Raw genomic sequence first — 22672 nt, 5'->3', positions numbered from 1 at the left:
ATACAAAAAGGAAGTTGGAATCATTCCAACTTCCTTCTCCTTTAATGAGCCGCGCTTAATTTAATTCGAACTTTCGTTTCACCTAAAGAAAGTTCATCATCTTCGTTCGTTAAGTGACCAAATGTAAATTGTTTAACGAGTAAGTTTTCTTCCAATAAATCTTTATGGTTCGTTAACGTTCGCTGTAGCTCTACTTCTGTATCAAGAATAACATCCACTCGTAAATTAACTGGTAAATTCAACTGTTTACGATATTCTTGAACCGCACGAATGAATTCACGCGCTACTCCTTCTTGCAACAATTCTTCCGTTACATTCGTATCTAACATAACCGTATATTGTCCGTTAGTCGTATTAGAGAATCCTGATTTTGCAACTTTCTCAACTAACACATCTTCAGCAGTTACAACTACTTCTTCTCCTGGTGTTGCTTCGTAAACTGCTCTTCCTGTTGATACAAAGTTTTGTACTTCTTCTTGTGATAATTGTTTTAGCCAACCATTCACTGCATTCACATTTTTACCGAATTTCGGCCCCGCTGTTTTAAAATTAAGCTTCAATTGATATGATGTGTATTTTGTTTCATCGAGTTCAACATGGAATGCTTTTACATTTAACTCATCCATAACGATATCACGATAAGATTCCCAATCCATATCATTCTCGTTATGCTCAAGTAATACAAGTTCTGCTAGCGGCTGTTTTACTTTTAAAGAATGCTGATTACGGTTACTTCTTCCAAGTTCAACAACTTGTAAAACAGCATCCATTTCCGCTTCTAATTTCGGTTGAAGTAGTGATTCATTTACAACTGGATAATCAGCTAAATGAACGCTGCCTCCTTCTAAATTTAGATGAATGTCTTCCGCGACAAACGGTGTAAATGGTGCAATTAATTTACTAATTGTTACAAGCACTTCATGAAGTGTCTCATACGCAGCTGCTTTCTCAGCGTTCATACCAGATTCCCAGAAACGATTACGTGAGCGTCTTACATACCAGTTACTCACTTCATCTACAAGTGCTGCAATTTCACGAGCTGCATTCGTAAATTGATAATCATCAAGTGCAGTTCTTACTTTTTTCGTTGTACTATGCAATCTTGATAATACCCATTCGTCTAATTTTGTAAGCCTTACATCATACGTTTCTTTCGGATTATATTCATCTAAATTTGCATATAAAACGTAGAAGCTATACACATTGACTAATGTATCTACAAATTTAGATTTCGCTTCCAGTACTGTTCTTTCAGAAAAACGCTTCGCATTCCACGGGGCACTATCAACAAGTAAAGCCCATCTTAGCGCATCTGCACCAAATTTATCTACTAAATCAACTGGATCTAGTGCATTTCCTTTGCTTTTAGACATTTTCTGCCCTTCTTCATCTAAAACATGCCCTAGTGATAACACTCGTTTATACGGTACTTTTCCTGTATATAGTGCTGATACTGCTAATAAACTATAAAACCAGCCGCGTGTTTGATCAATTCCTTCAGCAATAACATCCGCTGGAAACTGCTCTTCAAATAACTCTTTATTTTCAAATGGGTAATGATATTGTGCAAATGGCATAGAACCACTATCAAACCAAACATCAATCACTTCTGGTGTACGATTCATTGTGCCTCCGCATTTCCCGCAGCACACTTGCACTTCATCTACATAAGGCTTATGCAATTCCAAATCTTCTGGTGTTTCTTTCGTACTATGCTTTCTTAATTCGGCAATGCTTTTCGGTGCGAACTGATGATCACAACTTTCACATTCCCACACGTTTAATGGCGTTCCCCAATATCTATTTCGGCTAATATTCCAGTCCACCATATTTTCTAAAAACTTACCAAAGCGCCCATGTTTCATATGATCCGGATACCAAGTAACAGAATCATTATTTTGTAAAAATGTATCTTTAATTGCAGTTGTTCGGATTAACCAACTTTCTCCTGCATAATAAAGTAGTGGTGAATCACAACGCCAGCAATGCGGATAGCTATGTTCATATTTTTCTTTATGATACAGTAAACCTTCCTTCGCTAAATAACGAACGATATCCACGTCACAATCTTTTACAAATTTCCCTTTCAAAAATGGTACTGCCTCTGTATACTCACCTTTTTCATCTACAACGTGCAAGAATGACAAGCCTTCACTTTGAACAACTCTATAATCGTCCTCTCCATATGCTGGAGCAATATGAACAAGTCCTGTACCACTATCTCCCGTTACAAAATCTGCTGCAATAACGCGGTAACCATTTGTAACTTCTTTCATCGGAAATGGCGCTGTATAAGATGTGTTTAATAATTCTTCGCCTTTATGAACAGATAATACTTCATAGTTCTCTTTTAATACTTCTTGTACACGTTCTTTCGCAACAATGTATACATGACTTTCTTGTTTTGCTTTAACGTATTCCATATTTGGATGGACAGCAAGCGCAACGTTTGCTGGAAGTGTCCAAGGTGTTGTGGTCCAACCTAAGAAATACTCATTTTCACTATCTTTCACTTTAAACTTCACAGTTGCACTTAAATCTTTTACTGTTTTATACCCTTGTGCAACCTCATGTGAGCTCAATGAGGTTTGGCAGCTTGGGCAGTATGGTGAAACTCTATGTCCTTTATATAACAATCCTTTTTCATGGATTGTCCCCAAAATATGCCATACACTTTCGATATATGGATTCTTTAAAGTTACATATGGATCATCCATATCTACCCAATAACCAATACTTTCAGTGAATTCACGCCACTGCTTCTCATATGTGAAAACACTCTCTTTACACTTTTGAATAAATGGTTCAATACCATATTCTTCGATCTCATGTTTACCAGAAATACCAAGTTGCTTCTCAACGCCTAATTCTACAGGTAAACCATGTGTATCCCATCCCGCTTTTCTTAACACTTTATAACCAGCCATCGTTTTATATCTTGCTACTAAATCTTTAATTGTTCGTCCAAGTGCATGACCTACATGCGGTAGTCCGTTCGCCGTTGGTGGTCCTTCATAAAATACGAAAGACTGTGCGCTTTCTCGATTCTGAATTGATTGTTCGAAAATATTTTGTTCGTTCCACTGTTTGCGAATTCGCATTTCTCTTCCTACAGCTGATTCTTTTACATCTACTTTTTCCATATACAATCACTCCTTTGAATATTTTAAAGCACACAAAAAACCCGTCCCTATAAAGTAGGGACGGGTTTACCCGCGATACCACCCTAATTCTATTAGCATTTTCACTAATAGCACTTAGCAACGTACTATCATACGTGTTCTTTGTAACGGTAGACATCCGTCCGGGCTTACTTACTTTCAGCCTCGGCTCCTCGGAGATGATTTTCAAATAACGTCTGCACACCGGCTTTCAGCAATATACCGGCTCTCTGGAGAACAGCTCACTATTTTACTCTTTCTCGTCTTCAGATTTGTATACTTTGTTAAAAGTTATTTTATGCCATTTAGCAACTAATTGTCAACTAATTCAAAATATATCCTTATCTTTTTTCCCTATTCTTATACAATTACTTTTCAAATTCTCGCAATGCTGCTAAATTTTCATCATCCTCAATAAGTTCAGCAAAGAATCCCGATTCATCCTCACGAAGGACAAATTCAAGCTCTTCCTTCGCCTCTTCATTTCTATTTAACTGCGCTAAATAACAAGCACGATCATATCTTGCTAACAAATCACTCGCGTCAATTATTAATACTTCATTTGTTATTTTTTCTGCCTGTATCGTTTGGCCGGCACCATGATATGAAGATGCTAAAGAAAGAAGAATTGCTGTTTCATTTGGATGATGTATAGAAGCATTTTCTAATACATGAATTGCCTCTTCAAACCTTTCTTGACTTTGATATATTTCTCCTAAAGCAAGAAATGCTCTACTTACAAACGGTGTTTGCTCTGTTAATTGTAAGATAATCTTTTCTGCTTTTCTTTCTTCCCCTGCTTTAAAGAATACTTGTGCTTGCAGAAGAAGAGTATCATAATCATCTGGTAGTTCTCGAACCATTTGTTTCGTTAATTCCAAAGCATCTCTTAACATATCTTCTTCCTCGCACTCAACGAAAAGATTTACAAGTTGCTTCGCTACGTCATAATCCCATTTATTTTCTAGTGACGTGTGCAGAATCTCTATTGCTTCTTTATCCATCTCTACATTCTCATAAAATAGCGCAAATCGCTGTGCTGCCATACTATTTTTCGGATTTAACTTTAAAGAGATTTCATATAAATCAATTATCATAGTAACCATTGAAATTTCTTTCGCACGATTTTTCATACGATAAAAAGCTCTCGTAATGATAGATCGTTTTGGCTGTTCATGCAGCTGGCGTTCAATCCATATTTCCGTGACCGCAGCTGCAGCATACATGAATGCTGTACTCCTTTCTGCTTTTTTCACCTTTAACGTATGAAGAAAATCTCGTATGTTAGACAATTTTTTATGTTGCTCTACTGCTTTTACATAAACATCAAATATACGTTCATTATCAAAATCTTTTTGTATTACTTTCATTGCAACTTCAATTGCTTTTACATTTCTTTTTTTCACTAATACTTTTGCATAATGATATAGAACTTCTATATGCTCACCATCTAATTGTAGTGCGTATTCAACCTGTGCTTGTTCTTTATCTATTTCATTCATCGCTCCGTACACATATGCAATCGCATCTAAACGCCATATTTCAGGTACTTCGTCCGCTAATTGTTCTAGTTCAGTCAGCAATTCTTCCTGAAGATTCATATCTACTGAAAGCTGTGCTAAATATTCCATATTAATATGCAACGGCTCTTCTTTCATCGCCTGAACCATATGACTTTGTTCTTTAGAACGGTTTTCTTCTTTTTCGTATATTTCCGCAAGCTGTAAATGTACACCTACGAAATTCCCATCAAGCTCTAAACATGTTTCATACGCTTGTTTTGCTTCCGTCAATTGCCCTAATGCCATAAGTGTTTCACCAATTCGGTAATACGGTAATGCCGTTTCCATTTGTTCTATCGCCTTATTATATCTTTTCATCGCTTGGCCGTACTGTCCAATAGATTCATATAAAATACCTGCATAACAACCGTACTCACTTACTTCATTTCTTTCTTTGTGTAACGTTCTTAAAAATGCTATACCTCGTTGTACAAATTCCGTTCCTTTAATTCGATTCACATATTCATCTAACGCACTTGCTACATTATAATCACTTTTCTTTATACCACTTTCTAACTTAGATAGTGCTACTTTAAACCCTTCTTCATTTCCACCAAGTTCAATTTCAGCATCCCATAAAACCATTCCTGCATTCATGAGGAAATCTTGGCTCTTTTCAATTTGCTTCTCAAGACCAAGTATATATTCTTTTGCTTCCTTATATTGTTCTCTTGCCATATAAACTTGTGTAAGTCCGAAGTGAGAATAAACATCCTCATCATTTTCTTCTAAAGCACGCTTATACAATACTTCTGCTTCTTCCAAGCTATCATTTTGAAAATGATAATCACCTAATTTTACGTAAAGAGGTGCTTTATCATCACAATTCTCAATACCGTTTAATAAAATTTCTTTCGCACTTTCCTCATCCTTCAAATCAGATTCGTATATTTCCGAAAGTTTCGTATAAATGTAAGGTGCATTACTATCCAAATGAATCGCTACTTTAAGCCCTTTTATTGCTAAATATAATTTCCCTAGTTGATGTGCACATCTCGCTCGTTCATACCATACATGCGCTTCATATTTGTACTCTTTTAACAAGTCATTAAAGATTTCATATGCTTCTTCATATCTTTCTAAATCTATTAATATTAAACCGTGATTTGTTAAAGTGAACCTTTCAGGACTATGCTCTAACGCAACTTGAGAGTATTGCAATGCTTTTTCAGATTGATCAATATACATATAGGATAAAGCGAGAAAACTCCAAGCAATAGGCTGATCTGCGTCTAATTGTAACGATAAACGAAAGCTTGAAATCGCTTCTAGATAACTTTCCTGTTCAAACGCATATCTTCCGTTTATTAAATGATATAAAGCACGATTATTTTTCTTCTCAACGCTTGTCAGCATTTGCTCCGCTTTCTCTACTTCTTGAAGACGAATAAAACATTGTGCACCATGCAATTTAACAAAGTCCGAGTTCGGAAACTTTTCCATTAACTTATCGATACAATATAAAATAAATTTTTTATCTACTTCAACATCTAAGTGCTTTATCGTATATAACCACGTATTTGGATTATCACTCGTTTCTTTTAAAAATTGTACTAAGTTACTAATTCCCTCTTTGTCATGTTCATCTAAATGATCCGTAAGAGAAAAAATAGATTTAAAGTAACGATTTTCTTCCTCACTTAGAAACGCTAGTTGCTCCTTCTTTTCTTTCGGAACAAACGTGATTGCTAAACAGCCTGTATAACGATATTTTTCTTGTAATTTACTATATTCCACAAGAACTGGTTCTATAAAGTTTGGATCTTGAACATAGAAAGCTTGCAATGTATCATCATATCCAGATAGAACTTGTACGTGTGAAGCATGCTCAATATCTATACTTAATAAAACAGGAATTCCTTCGTCAATCAGTCTCTTATAATTCTCTTCGTTCCCTTTAAAATAACGATATTCATAACCTAATTCTTCTAAATAAGAAACAGTATCTGAAAACTTCGATCCTGTCATATCAAAAATAAACTCTGCTATTTCATCTTGTGTACGTTTCTCTCCCCATATACGCAACATCATCTCTAAACTTGTCGGAACACAATAATTATCCTTTTGTACAATTGGAACTATCGGCAAGTGAACCTTTTTTCCATCCGGATTTTTTTCTAAATTATGATATAAAGATTCTTTTAAACTCTTTTCTTCTTTTAATAGTTTTTGTAAATCTGCAAATTTATTCATTTTGTACAGTGCTTCTGCACGTAAATGTACAAAGTAAGTATTATAGGCATGATATGGCAGCTGAGTATTTATGTTATCTATTACCGCTAACATCTCTTCATATTGCTCTAAATCTAATAAATACTTTATCTTCTCAAAATGAAAATATGGTACTTGTGGGAATTTTACAATCGCATCATCGATTAACTGTATCGCGCGTTTTTGTTCTCCTTTATTCGCATACAATTGTGATAATAAATAGGTAGATAACTCTTCACAATCTTCATGCTGCATGCCAGCAATAAATTGTTCTTCCGCTTTCTCCCATTCACCTGTATGCATATAAACGTAGCCCCATTTATCAAACACTGCGCGCGCACTGTACTCCTCTGCTTTTTGCATATACATTAACGCTTCTTCGTTTCGTTTCATTTCTAAAAGACATCGTACTAACGTAAAATATGTTTTCGCTAAAAAATCTGCATCTATTTCTTCTTTACTTAACTCTTCTAAAGAAGATTTTAACAACTGCTCTGCTTCAAGAATTTTCCGCTCATCAATTAACTCATCACAATATAAAGAGAGCGTTCTCATATTTGGGAATTTTTTATAAGCGTAACGAATGAGGAATGAACTGTATTGGTGCATAAGCCCTTCATCAGTAAGGCGAATTAATATATCGAACTCCTTATGCGAAGGAATATTGGCAAGCCAATTCTTCACATAGGATAAAGTATTCGTTTCTTTTATATATGCAATTTCATTATTTATTTCCTGTAATCCATCTACAAATCTCTTGTCTTTTAAACAAGTTTCTAATTGCTTAAAATCTAGCATGCATTCACCTCGAATTTATATTTAAACTGCTACTTGCTTAGATTTTACACACCATATAGTATGTATTCAACTAAAATCTCTTAAAATGGATGGTATTAATTAATATTATTCAAATTTATAACAAAATATAGTAAAAACGATTGTTTTTCTCCGTATTTTGTTTAATTATATGGAATAACGTAACATGCGGTTTTTATCTTGTAGAAGCTGAAATTAGTACATAAAATTATATCGGCGATAATTCAAATATATCAGCGATTCTTTCATTTTATCGGCGATTTTCAAATTATATCGACCGATTCTTAACATTTATCAGCGATTATATGTCGAATATCGACTTATCGACATTAAACGACAATCCTTATACATCATACCTTTTAACAAACTATGTCACCAAATGTAATTTTCATATTGGGAGCGTATACAAAAGAAGAATACACATGAAATATGTTAAAAAATCGTAGTTCAGCTTCATATTGAGCTAGCGCATTATCATATGTTAATCCTCTGGCTATTAAACGTTCTACAAATTGTTGCTTATCACCCGGATCACCTGCAATCCCCTCTTCTTTTAATGATTGATACAAATCGTTTTTATCATTGTGATGCATATTTGAATCTAAAAAGTTCACTTTATCGCTTACTCTACATTCAATATTTTTCACACCTAATTCACTTAAATATATCGGTATTTTCATGCCTATATTGCCATCTTTACCATTTCTTTGCGTATCACTTTCAAATAATTTCTGCAAAACACCTAGCTGAATAAATTCCGATTGTTTCTCCCCATCTAGTAAATAAGAAGCCATATTAGAAATCCAATGTGGTTCAAAACAGATTATTTTTCCACCCTTTTTAACTGAATGTATCATTTTTTCTAGCATTGTTTCTGGAGTAGTCATATGTAATAAGAAAGCATGACAGATTGCTATATCGTATTTATCGTTCAGTTCAATTTCTGTAGCATCTCCTTCAAGAAATTCTGAATCATACGGAAGTAAACGAAACAACTCTCTGGCTTCAGCTAATAATGTTTCTCCACTATCAATACCTGTATACTTTGAACCTTCTGGGAGTAATGGCATTAATACTAATCCTAAATAACCATATCCACAACCGTAATCAACGATATGTACAGGCTTAGTAATCTTCCAAACTGTATTTACTAAAAAGCTTACATAATCGTCGTTGTAATATAAATCTCTCGTGTTTTTTAAATATGTTAGTTTATTGTTCCAATCATACGTTTCCAACATCTAACGCCTCCTTTTATATACAAAACTAAAGTTCTCTATATAATAGCCGTATTCCTACACTTTTCTTAAAATTTCAAAGCAAAAAAGCTAGTGTATTTTTAATAATGCACTAGCTTTTTATTTGGAAGAAAAATTTAACAAGTACAATCACAATCAAAACAATCCGTACAGTCTAAATCGTCACAATCTGCTTTTCTCTTTCTTTTGTTTCTTTTAAGATAATAATACAGTAGCCCAAACAATAGTATACAAATAACAAAAGCTATTATTGCTTCTGTATACTTATTTTGAATCATAAAACCAATTCCACTTCCGCCTGAAATAAAAATTAGAATTAAGTAAATCCAGAACATCTATGTAAATACCTCCATTACTATATATCTTAAGATAATATCCATATAACACTAGAGGAAATGAATAATCCCATACCATTACCGCTTAATACACCAGTAGTTATTCTTAGCAAATTTGAGCTACTTCTCCATTTCCACTTTTGGGTGAACCCATCGATAAGTAACGGAATTTGAGCGAAAAATGATAGTATGATTGCCAAAAGAAATGAAGGTGTCATATAAAAATAAATTGGAAACATTAAAATACCAATAAGCATGCCTGTACAACGCGCACATAAAGGTATGTACTTTTGTAGTTTAAAAAAACTCCTATCTAATCTTCTATGACAAGGAATTTGTAAAATAAAAGTTCGAATCAATATGAATCACCCTCTCTAAAAAGATTTTAATTGATTTTGCAAAAAAAATATATATCCAATAAAAAAACAAACCAGGTTTATACTAGACCCAGTTTGTCAGTTTACTACTATGTTACATTTCCTCAGGTGCCTCCACCCCAAGTAAACGTAATCCTTCTTTTAATACAACCGTCACAGCATAAACCAATGCGAGTCTGCTGTCTTTTTCTTTGCTCTCTTCTAATATACGAACATTACCGTAATATTTATTGAATGATTGTGCTACATCTAATATATATTTCGAAATAATCGATGGCTCATTTTTATTGAAAGCTGCTTCAATTATTTGCGGGAATTTATTTAGTAATTTTACGACACTCCAGCTATGATCGTCTTTTAAAGCAAATGTACATGTTTCAAATTCTACACTTTCTTTTCTTAAAATAGAACAAGCACGTGCATGTGTGTACTGTACGTAAGGTCCTGTTTCTCCTTCAAATTTCAGCATATTTTCTAATGAGAATTCGATATTATGCATACGCTCATTTTTTAAATCGTGGAAGATGACTGCACCAACACCGACTTGCTTTGCTACTTCTTCTTTCTGTTTTAAGTTTGGATTTTTCTCTTCAATATTTTGTTTTGCAAGTTCGATTGCTTCTTCGAGTACTTCTTCAAGTAAAATAACTCTTCCTTTACGTGTCGACATTTTCTTACCATCTTTTAAAATGAAGCCAAACGGTACGTGTTCCATACCATCAACCCAAGTATAGCCAAGTTTTTTTAATACGGTGAAAAATTGATTGAAATGTAAGCTTTGTTCTGGACCAACAACATATAGCGCTTTATCAAACCCATAAGTGTTTTGACGATATAAAGCTGCCGTTAAGTCACGCGTTGCATAAATCGTCGCACCATCTGATTTTCTAATTAAACAAGGCGGCATTCCTTCTTCTTCTAAATTAACGACTAATGCACCTTCTGATTGTTCAAGCAACTCATGTTCTTCTAAAATCCCAATAAAATCTTCCATTAAATTATTATAAAATGCTTCTCCCTGAAAATTAGTAAATTCTACGCCGAGAAGTTCATAAATGCGAGAAAATTCTTTAAGGGACTCATGACGAAACCAATTCCAAAGTTCTACCGCTTCTTCATCACCTTCTTCTAGTTTCTTAAACCAAGCACGTCCTTCTTCTTCTAGTTCTTCGTCGTCTTTTACCTCTTCATGGAATTGGACATATAACTTAAATAGCTCACGTATTGGATCTTCTTTAACTACTGCTTCATTTCCCCATTTTTTATAAGCCGTAATTAACTTTCCAAACTGTGTTCCCCAATCTCCTATATAATTAATCCCTACAACTTCATAGCCACATTTTTCAGCGATATGTTTCAGCGAATTTCCTATCATTGTAGAACGTAAATGCCCCATCGAAAAAGGTTTCGCGATATTAGGAGAGGAATAATCAATTACTACTGTTTTTTCACAGCCAAAGTGGTTTTGACCGAACTCTTCTTTCTCCGCTAAAACTGTTTTTAATACTGCATCACTTACAGTTTCACGATTGAAAAATACATTTACATAAGGACCAACGGCTTCTACTTTCGTAAAAAACGGATCATTGAATTTCTCAGCAACTTCCTTTGCGATAAGAGCTGGTGCTTTTTTATATTGCTTCGCTAATGAAAAGCATGGGAACGCTGCATCTCCAAATTCATCTTGTTTCGGTGTTTCAATTAAATCTAAAATTTGTTTTTGCGTTAATTCATTCGTGAAAATATTAGATAAACTTTCCGCAAACTGCATTTTATAATCCATGATACAACCTCCTTATTTTTTAAAACACAAAAAACTCGTCTCTAAAAAAGAGACGAGTTTTAACCCGTGGTACCACCCTTGTTGTTCGTTACGAACCACTTTCCCGTTTATAACGAGGACAGGGGGCCTCGGCTTTCTCTACTATTCGTTCAAGAAGCATCTCCGAAGTGCGCTTCATCTTTTTCTTCCGTACTAGGCTCACACCATCCCTAGCTCGCTTTCCTTCTAAAAAAGACTACTCTCTTCATCACAGACAGTATATTTAATTAATTATTGCTTATTATACATCTTTTCAAACAATTAGCAAGGGTCAATTACACCAAAGTGAAACTTAGCACTTTTTCTTTTGTATACATAAAAATTGTGTTTTTCAAATCTAGAACTACGAAAATGATCTTTTAAAACGACACGTTTTCTCGCCACTCGTTTTGCCTCCGCAATTGTTTCGTCAGTAATATCATGATACAAAGCGAAGTGTTTTAATCCTTTAATTCCATCGGATTCTATGACAGTTTCTTCAAACATCGGATCAAGGTAAACGACATCGTAACTATTGTCTTCACATTGCGCTAAAAATGAAAAATGCTCCGTTTGCTTTACTTGGATTCTTTGCATTGCTTCATCAATTTCAGAAACAGATGAAGACCATGTTTTCAAACCATTTTCCATAATATAAGCCATATACTCATTGCCTTCAAGTCCTGTTACTTTTCCGCTTTCCCCAACAACATAACTAGCTACAATACTATCTGATGCCATCCCGAGCGTACAATCTAACACTGTCATTCCTCTCTCTAATTGCGTGGCTTGTACAAACGGATCGTGTTCTCCACGCATTAACCTTTTCACACGAAACATCGCTGAGTTCGGATGAAAGAAAAACGATTCTTCCGTACCTTTTGGATAAATAGCTAATCGGTTCTTCCCTACGACAAGCACATCTTGTTCATACTGCTCATGTAGCTTATGTACCGGTATGTCATTACGTTTAACGAAAGAAGCATTTAATTCTGCTGCTACCTCGTTTGCATAATCTGTCATTTCTTTGTTCGTTCTTCCTGCTGTTGTTACGATCATTGTTTCACCTCTATATAAAGAAAAGAGGGAGATTTACTCTCCCCCTTCTTTAGCAATTCTTTTCGAAAGCTTGTTCTAAGTTCGTAATAATTTCGTCCATAGTTGCACCTTCAATTTCATGACGGTGAATAAAGTGAACAACTTCTTTTCCTTTTAATAATGCCATAGATGGTGAAGATGGAGGAATTTCTCCGAAGTATTCACGCATTTTTGCAGTAGCATCTTTATCTTGACCTGCGAATACAGTTACAAGATGATCAGGTTGTTTTTCAGCACGAACAACCGCTTGACCTGCTGATGGACGTGCTAAACCAGCTGCACAACCACAAACAGAGTTTACAACTACTAAAGTTGTACCTGATGTATTTTCCATAAATTCTGTTACAGCTTCTTCTGTAGTTAACTCTTCAAACCCAGAACGCACTAACTCTTGGCGCATTGGGATTACCATTTGGCGCATGTATTCTTCATAAGCATTTGACATCTTGTAATCTCTCCTTCAACTTTCATTCCAAATTCATCATATCACGCTCTATTAATAGGTGCAAAAGAAAGATAACGATGATTTCATTTTTTTGTAGGGATTTCACAAACCCCACCGCGGCAATGTCCCACTGGAACAAGTTTTCTATTATTAGCGATATAATCGTATACTTTACTTCCAAAACCAAGTACGATAGATAGCTTTATAAAAGGAACTGCAAACCAATAAGATGGAACGGCCTTTGCTAATACATCTATGCTCTGAATACCGTCATACCACTTATTATTTTTAAAAATATACAGTCTTTGTTCCATCTTACTTTGTAGTTCTTGAGAAAGCTCATACTTCTCAACTACATCTTCATTTCGAAATGAAACAAATTTCATCTTACCCTTTTTATCTAATTTTTTCGTACGTTCTGCAACGGCCGTACACATCGGACACCAACTATCATAGAAAACAATCATACATTATTCCCCTTTACGAGACTCCGTCATTTGTTTCCATACAGAACCTTTTGCTTCTTCTCCGCCTTCAATACGCTCTAATGCTAGACGTGCTTGCATGGCTACTTCAAACTCTGGATCATCTTGCGCTGCTTTTAATGCTGGAATCGCACTTTCATCTCCAAGTTCAAATAAGAACATCGCTGCACGCCAGCGTACTAATTTACTTGGATCTTTCAGAGATTTAATCATAACGAACATCGCTGCCGGATCACCTACATCTGATAAACAATCTCCTGCAGTACGGCGAACACTTACAGAGCGATCTAACAAAGCTTTATATAATAACGGTAATACTTCATCACCTTTTACCATACCTAAATAAGCTGTTGCTAAACGGCGTATTGAAACTTTTTCATCATCTAACGCCATCTTCAACACTGGAATATCTTCTTCAGTAGGATCCATTTGTTCTAATGCTGCAAAACGATTTTTCCAGTCAGAATCTTTCATCATCTCTTCTGTTACTTTATATGGCTCACGCTTTTGAATCGTTACTTCAACAGCACCTGCTTGATTTAATAATTCTTTAACCGTTTCATTTACACGTTCTTCTGAATAAGCAGCAACAATCTCTTCCACTACTTCTTTCCCAATTTCTTCAAAATTACCGTAACGTGTACTTTGTTCTACCCATTTACGCTCTTTTACAACGTTTGGTGCAGACATTTGCACTTTCATAATTGATTCTTTAAAACGATCTGGTAAGCCAACACGTTCTTCCGATGTTCCATCTGTTAACTTTACTTGCATTGGAATTGTAAAGAACATTTGAACAAACACTTTCACTTCTCCAAAATGAGACAGTTGTTGTTCTTCACTTTCTTCCAATACTTCTTCGCCGAAAACCGCACGAACTTGTTGTAATAAAACTTTCCAGTCATACTTCGCATTTCGCTCCACTGCTAAAAAGTCGGCTACATGATATACACCTTTAATGCCTTCAATTTTCAAAATTTCTTGCACTTGCATTGGTGCTTGTTCTTTATTTTCATTTGTATAATTATTACGTGCTCCTGATGGTAATAATTCATTCAAAATAACTTTCATTGTATTTGGACTTGGCGTCGGTTCAATTGCTTTAATCTTCACGTAAAAAACTCTCCTTTATTGCGTGTTCTTAGCTGTATTGTAACATGTTATCACTCTATACTCCTACTGGGATGCTTAATTTTACTACTTTCTTCCCGCTACCATACTATTTCATTCTTTTTACATTTTAAATTAGGAACGGGATTTTAAAAGCTTTCGTTTCCGATGATTTTTATTTTTTATCCATTTCTTGAGGTACCACCAGTATAAAAAAAAAAAAAAAAACACGCTAAGCAAAAAAATATATTAAGCTATCCATATGGATAGCTTATTTACATAATTTTCGTTATTGGAAGACAACTATTTTTATAAATACAAAAGGCAGAAAAGTATATAGATTCTACAAAATATTTTGATTGTGATACATTTACAGAATCTCTTATTTTGTAATTAATGTCTTATTATTTTTTGGAGGGAATTCGATGAAAAAGTTTGTTTTGATATTTGGGCCACAAGCAGTTGGGAAAATGACAGTTGGACAAGAACTAGCAAAGATGACTGATTTAAAATTATTTCATAACCATATGACAATTGATTTATTGGAGCCATTGTATGGATTCTCTTCGGAAATGTGGCGATTAACACATCTTTTTCGAAAGGAAATATTTCAATCATTTTCAAAGAGTGAACATTATGGAATGATTTTTACATACGTATGGGCGTTTAATGAAAAGAAAGATTGGGATGATGTTGAAAGTATATGTAATATTTTTCGTTCCCAAGGGGTTGATATTTATTTTGTTGAATTAGAAGCTGATGTAGAAGAAAGACTTCAACGAAATAAAACACCTCATCGACTTGAACATAAGCCAACGAAAAGAAAGATTGAACAATCTGAACAAAATTTATTAAGCACATTTGAAAATTTTAGATTAAATTCAAGAGAAGGAGAAATTACAGAGAAAAATTATATAAGGATCAATAATACGAATTTAAATGCTACAGAAGTAGCTGAAATTATAAAGAAAGAATTTCAACTATAGTTTTTTTTAACAAATTGAACAGTTCGGATTTTATGAATATCGTATACATTTCTAATTAACATAACGTCCTATTATCGGTAGCAACAAAAAGGAGGATTCCTTACTCTCAGAAGGAATCCCTTTTTTATTTTCTATCACTCGATTCATCTTTTTATACATTCCTATCCTGTGATGGGTTTTACGGTTCTCGTTTGTTACTGGATTAGCCAAAAAACGTTATAAAATTTTGTATACTCTTTACTTGTTTTTTCAAAAAAGCTGGCGGTATCCCCTCTTTAAGTTTATTAAAATACTTTCCACAATTTTTTCCGAAGCTATTACTTCAAATCACCTTTTATTACGATGCCCCCTCCCGCCTTCTCTCCAAAAAGGTAATACTCTCAATCACAACTTCAGTTCTATATATTCTCTTGCCTTGTTCATTATCGTAATTACTAGTCTGAATACGCCCTGTAATCCCAACGAGTGATCCCTTTTTACAATATTCAGTTACATTCTCAGCCGATTTGCGCCAAACGACACAATTAATAAAATCGACTTGTTGTTCACCTAAACTATTTCGAAATCCTCTATTCACCGCAACACATATTCGTGCATAAGCGACGCCTTGTTTTGTGTAGTATAATTCTGGCTCCTTTGTCAATCTACCGATTAATACAACTCGATTCATCATAAGTTATACCACCTCACATGTTTTTCTTCATTGTAAGGAGAAATGTTTGAATGGTAAAAAGCACAAAATGATATATCCGTAAGTAAAAAGTATTATTTTAGACCTTACAAAACAAAAAAAGAAACCATACATAGTTCAAACATGTATGGTTTCAAAATTTATTACACTTCAGTACAAGATATGTAATATCCTCCGCGAGCCATCTTTATTTCAGCACGGTACATTGCATTTTCTAAGTAGAAAGTAATCGGTTTAACTTTACTCTCAAATTTTAGTCTTTCATTGCATTCAGCTGCATATCCTTCAATCGCTGAAGTAATAACTTTTGATGATGGATACGTTAAAGCTTCATCTAGTTCTATGAAAAAACTTTTAGAAAATAGTTTTTTCATAATCCCCTTCTTCTCTTTCATCATATTCCATCTCCTTCACTTCAAGTTGCTATCATCCATATTATACCATGCATTCAATATATCTTTGAAAATAAAAAAATCCTGCATTTTTCATGCAGGATTTTTTTATTAGTCATTTTTCGTAAAGTAAGAAACGAAACGAAGAATTTCTAAGTATAACCATACTAATGTAAGCATTAGTCCCATCGCAGTATACCACTCCATATATTTCGGAGCTTGACTACGTACACCATTTTCGATTAAATCGAAATCTAGTAATAAGTTTAATGCAGCAACTACAATAACAACTGCACTAATAATAATACCGATTGTACCACCTTGGTGAATGTATGGAACAGTTACACCAAACATATTTAGTAGGAATACGACTAAATACATAACCATAATTCCAAGTGTTGCTGCCATCACGCCTGTACGGAATTTATCCGTTACTTTTACTACGCGTGTTGCATATAACACTAACATTGCAAATAGAATTGAGATTGTTAGTAATACAGCATTTAAAACGATAGAATCGCCAAATTTCATTGTATAAACTGCTGAAATACTTCCTAACACAACCCCTTCTACCGCTGCATAGATTGGTGCACCAAAAGGTGAAATACGTGGGAAGAACATAGACGCAAATGCGATGATTGCCGCAACGATTAAAGCACCAATTAATACTGGCATCTTCATCGTCCCCTGCATCATCTGTATGTATGAATAGACAGACGTTGCAAGTAGCAAGATAAGCATAATGAACGTTTTGCCTACTGTTCCGCCAATCGTCATCGCAGAAGCACTTGCTCCCTCTTTACGGAATGCCTCTTTTTTCAACATTGGATTAGATGTTCTCATTTTTTCCCTCCTAAAATAGGTTCTACCAATAGTGTAAAGTTTTTCTCTTTACTTTTCAATATATGCAGCTTGTTTTTATTTTAATCCTTCAACGATGTCTGATAGTTCACTCCATCTTTCCATCTTTTTTTCTAGCTCTTCTTCTGTTTTCTGCTGTGCTTCAGATAATTCTTGTGCCTTTGTGAAGTCAGATCCAACTTTCGCAAGTTCTTCTCCAATTGACTCAATTTTCTCTTCAAGTTCGGCAATTGTATCTTCAATCGTTTCCCATTCACGCTGTTCATTGTATGAAAGTTTACGTTTACGTTGTTGTTTTGGCGCTTCTTCTACAACTTTTTTCTCTTTTTGAACTTCCGCTTTCTCCATAAGTTCTCTCGTTTTTTCCATTTCTAAATAATCTGTATAACTACCTAGAAACTCACGCACTTCGCCTCCGCCAGTAAAGATGAACAGTTCATCTACTACTTTATCTAAGAAGTAACGGTCATGCGATACAGTTAAAACGACACCTGGGAAATCTTCTAAATAATCTTCTAGTACTGTTAATGTTTGTGTATCTAGATCATTCGTAGGTTCATCAAGTAAAAGTACGTTTGGTTCTCCCATTAAAATACGTAATAAATATAAACGTCTTCTTTCACCACCAGATAGTTTACCAAGCGGTGTACCATGTGAATGAGTCGGGAATAAGAAACGTTCTAACATTTGAGATGCACCAATTACTTTTCCATCTGTCGTATGAATAACTTCTGCAATCTCTTTAATGTATTCAATCATACGCTGATTTAAATTCATCTCTTCATTTTCTTGCGTATAATAAGCAACTTTTACAGTTTGTCCTACTTCCACTTCACCACTATCAGGAGATAACTTACCTGCAAGCATATTTAATAGGGAAGATTTCCCGCTTCCATTCGCCCCAATAATTCCGATACGATCACCCGGTTTCACAATATGATTAAAATTATGTAATACCGTCTTATCGCCAAATTTTTTCGTTACATCTTTTAACTCAAGTACTTTCTTTCCTAGACGACTTCCGCTTAGTGCAATATCAACTGACTGTTTTGCAGCTGGTCCTTCTTGTTCCTTTAGCTCATCAAAACGCTGAATACGCGCCTTTTGTTTCGTAGAACGGGCTTTTGCACCACGACGAATCCAAGCAAGTTCACGACGATATAAATTTTGGCGTTTCGATTCTTGTGCCAATTCTTGCTCTTCACGAAGTGCTTTCGCTTCTAAAAATGTACTATAGTTTCCTTCGTAGCTATATAGTTTACCATTATCTAATTCAAAAATACGATTCGTCACACGATCTAAGAAATAACGATCATGGGTTACAAGTAATACCGAACCTGTATATCTCGCTAAATATTCTTCTAACCATTCAACTGTCTCGTGGTCAAGATGGTTCGTAGGCTCGTCTAAAATTAATAAATCCGGTGTTTCAATAAAACATTGTGCCATTGCGATACGTTTTTTCTGTCCACCAGATAAATTCCCAACAATTGCAGTGAAGTCCGTAATTCCTAATTTCGTTAAAAGAGATTTCGCATTTGCATTTGCTTCCCATGCACTCATTGCATCCATACGTTGCTGCACTGCAAATAATTGTTCCTGTACTTTTTCATTACTTGGATCTTTTTCAATATTTAATAGTGCTTTTTCATAATCACGAAGAAGACGAATTAAAGGTGTATCGCCATGGAACACTTGCTCTAATACTGTCAGTTTTTCATCAAACTCTGGTTGCTGTGATAAATAACTAATTGTATACCCACGTGAATGCGTCATATCACCTGTATCAGGAGTTTCTAATCCCGCAATAATTTTTAATAATGTCGATTTACCAGTTCCGTTTACACCAATAATTCCGACACGTTGTCCTTCTGTAATACTACATGATAATCCATCAAATAACGGCTTTTCTCCATATGATTTTGATAAGTTCTCCACAGTTAACATTTTCATATTTGTGCATTCCACTCTTTCATAAATTGTTCAATAAACTGTTCCATATAAAGATGACGAATTTCAGCCTCTTGTTTTGCTGCATTCGTATTTATTAAATCTTTTAATTTCAAAAGTTTTTCATAAAAATGATTTAAAGATGGATCATTATTTTTTCTATACTCTTCTTTCGTCATTTCTTCACGCGGCGGAATAGTTGGGTCATACATTAATCTCCCTTTCGCCCCGCCATATGCAAATGTACGAGCAATTCCTATTGCACCAAGAGCATCTAAACGATCCGCATCTTGAACAATTTTCCCTTCAAGTGACTCTACTGTGCCGCCATGGCCACCTTTATAAGACATATTGGCGATGATATGAAGAATATGTTTACTTTCCTCTTCTTCAACACGTAGCTCTTCTAACCAATCAGAAACTTTTTTCATTCCTGCTTCTTCACTTTCATTTAGCTTTTCATCTGCCACATCGTGAAGTAATGCTGCCATTTCAATTATAAAACGATTTCCACCTTCTTGCTCAGATAAAGAAATCGCCATTTTATGTACACGTTCAATATGATACCAATCATGCCCACTCGCATCTTTTTCTAAAATATGTTTTACAAAAGTAATTGTTTTTTGAATTTTTTCTTGTTTTGTCATTTTATCTTCACCCAGTTACTTATTGTAACACGCCCGCATTTTTTCATCACATATTTTCTTGTCCGCCCATACACTAGGTGGTAGGCATCATCATGAAGGAGGAATAAACATGTTCTATAATAATCAACCGCCTTATCCAAGGCAACCATTGTATCCTCAACAACAAGAACAGAGATACACAGAACAATACGAAGAACAAGAGTTACAACAGCAAGAGCAACAACATGACGAAAACCCATATGCAACAACGCAAAACCAAGAAACTGAATTTCAACAAAATCCATATGACACACGTCCAAATTATGAATATCCTCAAAATCCATATGCAGCACCACAAAATCAAGAACAGCGATATCCTCAAAATCCATATGTAATACCACAAAACCAAGAACAACAATATCCACAAAATCCATATGTAGCACCACAAAACCAAGAACAACAATATCCACAAAATCCATATGTAGCACCACAAAACCAAGAACAACAATATCCACAAAATCCATATGTAGCACCACAAAACCCATACACAACTCAGCCGCAACAACCGCAATATCAACAACAAATGTATCAACCAAACTACGACGCACGTGTCTCACCACCTAAACCACCAACAATAGATCCAACTCAACCACAAATTTTACCGCCCGGACCAACACTAGACATTACACAACCACAAATCTTACCACCTGGACCAATTACTGAACCAACACAACAACAAATTCAACAAGTTGTCGGTACACAATTTTTACCTTTCAAGAAACCTGTACTAGATTTCGTAAAACCATGGGTAGATTACGGTTTAAATGAAGCAAAACATACATCACACGAACACGCATTAACAGAAGTTGCTGCGATTATGTTTTTAGTTGGTAAAGGCTTCAATCCGACGATTGCACATTATATCGTTGAATCTTGGGAGAAGAATGAGCAGTTTTAGGGTTGTTTATTTGATAAAATATAAAAAACACAAAAGTGCCAAACCCCTTATACCACAAGGGTTTTGGCACTTTTTAATATCTAAAACAAATTTTATTGAAATAATTATTTTTATAGATTTTCATACTTTTTTATATAGTACGTGAACATATACAGTACAAAAATACACCTTTGTATACACATTTTTAGAAACATCTTACGTTTATCAAACAATAACCAAAAGACGTACCTGCAACCTCATCATATAAATAATAGATATTAAAAAGAGGACACTATAAGCGCCCTCTTCCTTAGGTTTTAAATATGTTCTCCATGATCCATAAACACTTCAATTGCTTCGTTTTGTGGTATGTCTTTTGCATTAGTAAGACCAAAAGTAAAAACAGCGGATAACATCATCATTAATAAGATTGCTTTTTTCATTTTAGCGCCCTTCTTTCTATGCTCTTTTTGTCTGCATCTAAAGCGATGTGCAAATACTTGCTTGCTTTTCTATGATTTTCTGAACCATAGAATATTTCACCTAAAAGAGAAGCATATTCTTTTACCCAATCATATAATTCTTCTTTTTCAAAATACGAAATACCTTCTATAACCACATTTTCTAATTCTTCTTGCGGTACATAGTTATGTACTGCTTTTAAAATTCGGAAATGATGACGATAACATAAGTCGCTAATCTTATAGCCATTCTCAATATATTCATTAGCGATATGACTATAACCTAACTTAAAATGTTCTCTTGCTAAAAGAAACATAGTTTTAGCGTTATTTTCTAATGAATCCTCTAAGTGTTTAATTGCTAACTCTGGCATGTTTTGACTTGCGTATAAAAGTCCTAAATTATGCTTAACTCGTTTAATAAGAAGTTCATCATTAGATTTTTGGAAGGTACCTAGTGCTGAAAGTAAATATTCCTCTGCACTTTCGAATTCATTTAGTCGAATGTGTGCCATTCCTAAAGTATTTAAGCATGCTGCAGTTTTTAATTCATACCCTGGACTAATTGAAAATACTTCATTCGCCTTTGTAGCAAATTGAACTGCTAGGATCGGTTTTAATACGTGATAGTAATGGACTGCAAGCCAATAATTAAATTCAGCTTTTTCAATTTCATCATGCATGTACTCTAAAAACGTTTCAGCTTTTTCAAATTGCATTCTTGCTTCACTATGGTTTGCTTTATTAATAGCGTAAATTGCTTTAAATAAATGATGATAGTACTCTAAAAATGTTTCTGTAGACTCTGGTAAAGGCTCGATTTTGTCCAGAATATCTTTTGTACTATCCATATCCCGAATTAGCAGTTTATACCGTGCATTCAATAAAGCGTAGTAGACTAATATTGTTTGGTCTTCCTTAATATTATTGATTTTATTTGCAATATCTTCTTTTATTTTCTGAGACTGTAATACACGTTGTGAAATCATAGCTTGATACCAGTCGTTTAATAATTTTGTGATTTCTTCTTTAGAAATAATGTCAACACTCATCTACTTCTACCCCCTTTTGTTAAATGTTATCATGACATGCTTGTTTGCATAAATAA

General features: G+C 34.6%; 19 protein-coding genes and 2 other annotated features. Of the genes, 2 read left to right on the top strand and 17 right to left on the bottom strand.

Features of this window, described 5'->3' with window-relative positions:
* Positions 1–41: 41 nt before the first annotated feature.
* The 10 genes from ileS to NST90_RS10560 all read right to left on the bottom strand — a co-directional run bounded on the left by ileS (position 42) and on the right by NST90_RS10560 (position 14663).
* Positions 42–3143, bottom strand: a complete 3102-nt coding sequence (ileS, locus tag NST90_RS10605) for an isoleucine--tRNA ligase (RefSeq protein WP_283748188.1) — start codon at positions 3141–3143, stop codon at positions 42–44.
* 53 nt (positions 3144–3196) lie between these two features.
* Positions 3197–3437: a binding site (T-box leader), on the bottom strand.
* A gap of 92 nt (positions 3438–3529) precedes the next feature.
* Positions 3530–7732 carry a bacteriocin-processing peptidase family protein gene (locus tag NST90_RS10600; protein WP_283748189.1) on the bottom strand — a complete coding sequence of 1401 codons (4203 nt, stop codon included), beginning with the start codon at positions 7730–7732 and terminating at the stop codon, positions 3530–3532.
* Positions 7733–8109: 377 nt separating this feature from the next.
* A complete protein-coding gene (locus NST90_RS10595; protein ID WP_025709739.1) occupies positions 8110–8988 on the bottom strand; it encodes a class I SAM-dependent methyltransferase in 879 nt (292 codons plus the stop codon).
* A 137-nt stretch (positions 8989–9125) separates the two neighbouring features.
* Complete coding sequence (locus tag NST90_RS10590; protein ID WP_000498601.1) at positions 9126–9344, bottom strand: hypothetical protein; 219 nt, start codon at positions 9342–9344, stop codon at positions 9126–9128.
* A gap of 29 nt (positions 9345–9373) precedes the next feature.
* A complete protein-coding gene (locus NST90_RS10585) occupies positions 9374–9703 on the bottom strand; it encodes a DUF2085 domain-containing protein (protein ID WP_000621475.1) in 330 nt (109 codons plus the stop codon).
* A 112-nt stretch (positions 9704–9815) separates the two neighbouring features.
* Positions 9816–11504 carry an arginine--tRNA ligase gene (gene argS, locus NST90_RS10580; RefSeq protein ID WP_000384910.1) on the bottom strand — a complete coding sequence of 563 codons (1689 nt, stop codon included), beginning with the start codon at positions 11502–11504 and terminating at the stop codon, positions 9816–9818.
* Between the two features lie 45 nt (positions 11505–11549).
* Positions 11550–11764 (bottom strand) — a binding site (T-box leader).
* Between the two features lie 40 nt (positions 11765–11804).
* Positions 11805–12581 (bottom strand): class I SAM-dependent methyltransferase, encoded by a 777-nt coding sequence (locus tag NST90_RS10575; RefSeq protein WP_000637459.1) that lies wholly within the window; start codon positions 12579–12581, stop codon positions 11805–11807.
* Between the two features lie 49 nt (positions 12582–12630).
* Entirely contained in the window at positions 12631–13065 is a 435-nt protein-coding gene (locus tag NST90_RS10570) for a BrxA/BrxB family bacilliredoxin (RefSeq protein ID WP_000063706.1), read from the bottom strand.
* Positions 13066–13148: 83 nt separating this feature from the next.
* The gene (locus tag NST90_RS10565) at positions 13149–13532 is read right to left on the bottom strand and encodes a DCC1-like thiol-disulfide oxidoreductase family protein (RefSeq protein ID WP_000634884.1); all 384 of its coding nucleotides are present in this window, start codon (positions 13530–13532) and stop codon (positions 13149–13151) included.
* 3 nt (positions 13533–13535) lie between these two features.
* Positions 13536–14663: a conserved virulence factor C family protein gene (locus NST90_RS10560; RefSeq protein WP_283748190.1), complete on the bottom strand. Its 1128-nt coding sequence runs from the start codon at positions 14661–14663 to the stop codon at positions 13536–13538.
* Positions 14664–15085: 422 nt separating this feature from the next.
* On the opposite strand from NST90_RS10560, the gene NST90_RS10555 reads away from it, so the two are divergent.
* Entirely contained in the window at positions 15086–15646 is a 561-nt protein-coding gene (locus NST90_RS10555; protein WP_000714950.1) for an AAA family ATPase, read from the top strand.
* Positions 15647–15983: 337 nt separating this feature from the next.
* On the opposite strand, the gene NST90_RS10550 is transcribed toward NST90_RS10555, so the two are convergent.
* The 5 genes from NST90_RS10550 to NST90_RS10530 form a co-directional block, all read right to left on the bottom strand.
* A complete protein-coding gene (locus NST90_RS10550) occupies positions 15984–16319 on the bottom strand; it encodes a single-stranded DNA-binding protein (RefSeq protein ID WP_000982019.1) in 336 nt (111 codons plus the stop codon).
* Between the two features lie 161 nt (positions 16320–16480).
* Positions 16481–16735, bottom strand: a complete 255-nt coding sequence (locus tag NST90_RS10545; protein WP_000975137.1) for a DUF4318 domain-containing protein — start codon at positions 16733–16735, stop codon at positions 16481–16483.
* Between the two features lie 105 nt (positions 16736–16840).
* Complete coding sequence (locus NST90_RS10540; RefSeq protein WP_001260655.1) at positions 16841–17572, bottom strand: Bax inhibitor-1/YccA family protein; 732 nt, start codon at positions 17570–17572, stop codon at positions 16841–16843.
* A 75-nt stretch (positions 17573–17647) separates the two neighbouring features.
* Complete coding sequence (locus tag NST90_RS10535) at positions 17648–19543, bottom strand: ABC-F family ATP-binding cassette domain-containing protein (protein WP_000783172.1); 1896 nt, start codon at positions 19541–19543, stop codon at positions 17648–17650.
* A complete protein-coding gene (locus NST90_RS10530) occupies positions 19540–20187 on the bottom strand; it encodes an HD domain-containing protein (RefSeq protein WP_283748191.1) in 648 nt (215 codons plus the stop codon). Before NST90_RS10530 ends, NST90_RS10535 begins: the two co-directional genes overlap by 4 nt.
* 109 nt (positions 20188–20296) lie before the next feature.
* Here NST90_RS10530 and NST90_RS10525 point away from each other — a divergent pair, with 109 nt between their 5' ends.
* Complete coding sequence (locus NST90_RS10525) at positions 20297–21124, top strand: hypothetical protein (RefSeq protein ID WP_025709741.1); 828 nt, start codon at positions 20297–20299, stop codon at positions 21122–21124.
* A 296-nt stretch (positions 21125–21420) separates the two neighbouring features.
* Here the strand turns inward: NST90_RS10525 and NST90_RS10520 are convergent, their stop codons facing one another.
* Both NST90_RS10520 and NST90_RS10515 read right to left on the bottom strand, forming a co-directional pair.
* Complete coding sequence (locus tag NST90_RS10520; RefSeq protein WP_000709201.1) at positions 21421–21546, bottom strand: aspartate phosphatase; 126 nt, start codon at positions 21544–21546, stop codon at positions 21421–21423.
* Positions 21543–22616 carry a tetratricopeptide repeat protein gene (locus tag NST90_RS10515; RefSeq protein WP_000109855.1) on the bottom strand — a complete coding sequence of 358 codons (1074 nt, stop codon included), beginning with the start codon at positions 22614–22616 and terminating at the stop codon, positions 21543–21545. The genes NST90_RS10520 and NST90_RS10515 overlap by 4 nt, the downstream gene beginning before the upstream one ends.
* Positions 22617–22672 lie beyond the last annotated feature (56 nt).

The sequence above is a fragment of the Bacillus sp. FSL E2-8900 genome, from assembly GCF_037966225.1.
Taxonomy (GTDB): Bacteria; Bacillota; Bacilli; order Bacillales; family Bacillaceae_G; genus Bacillus_A; species Bacillus_A cereus.
This window is presented reverse-complemented; position numbering and strand designations above follow the sequence as displayed.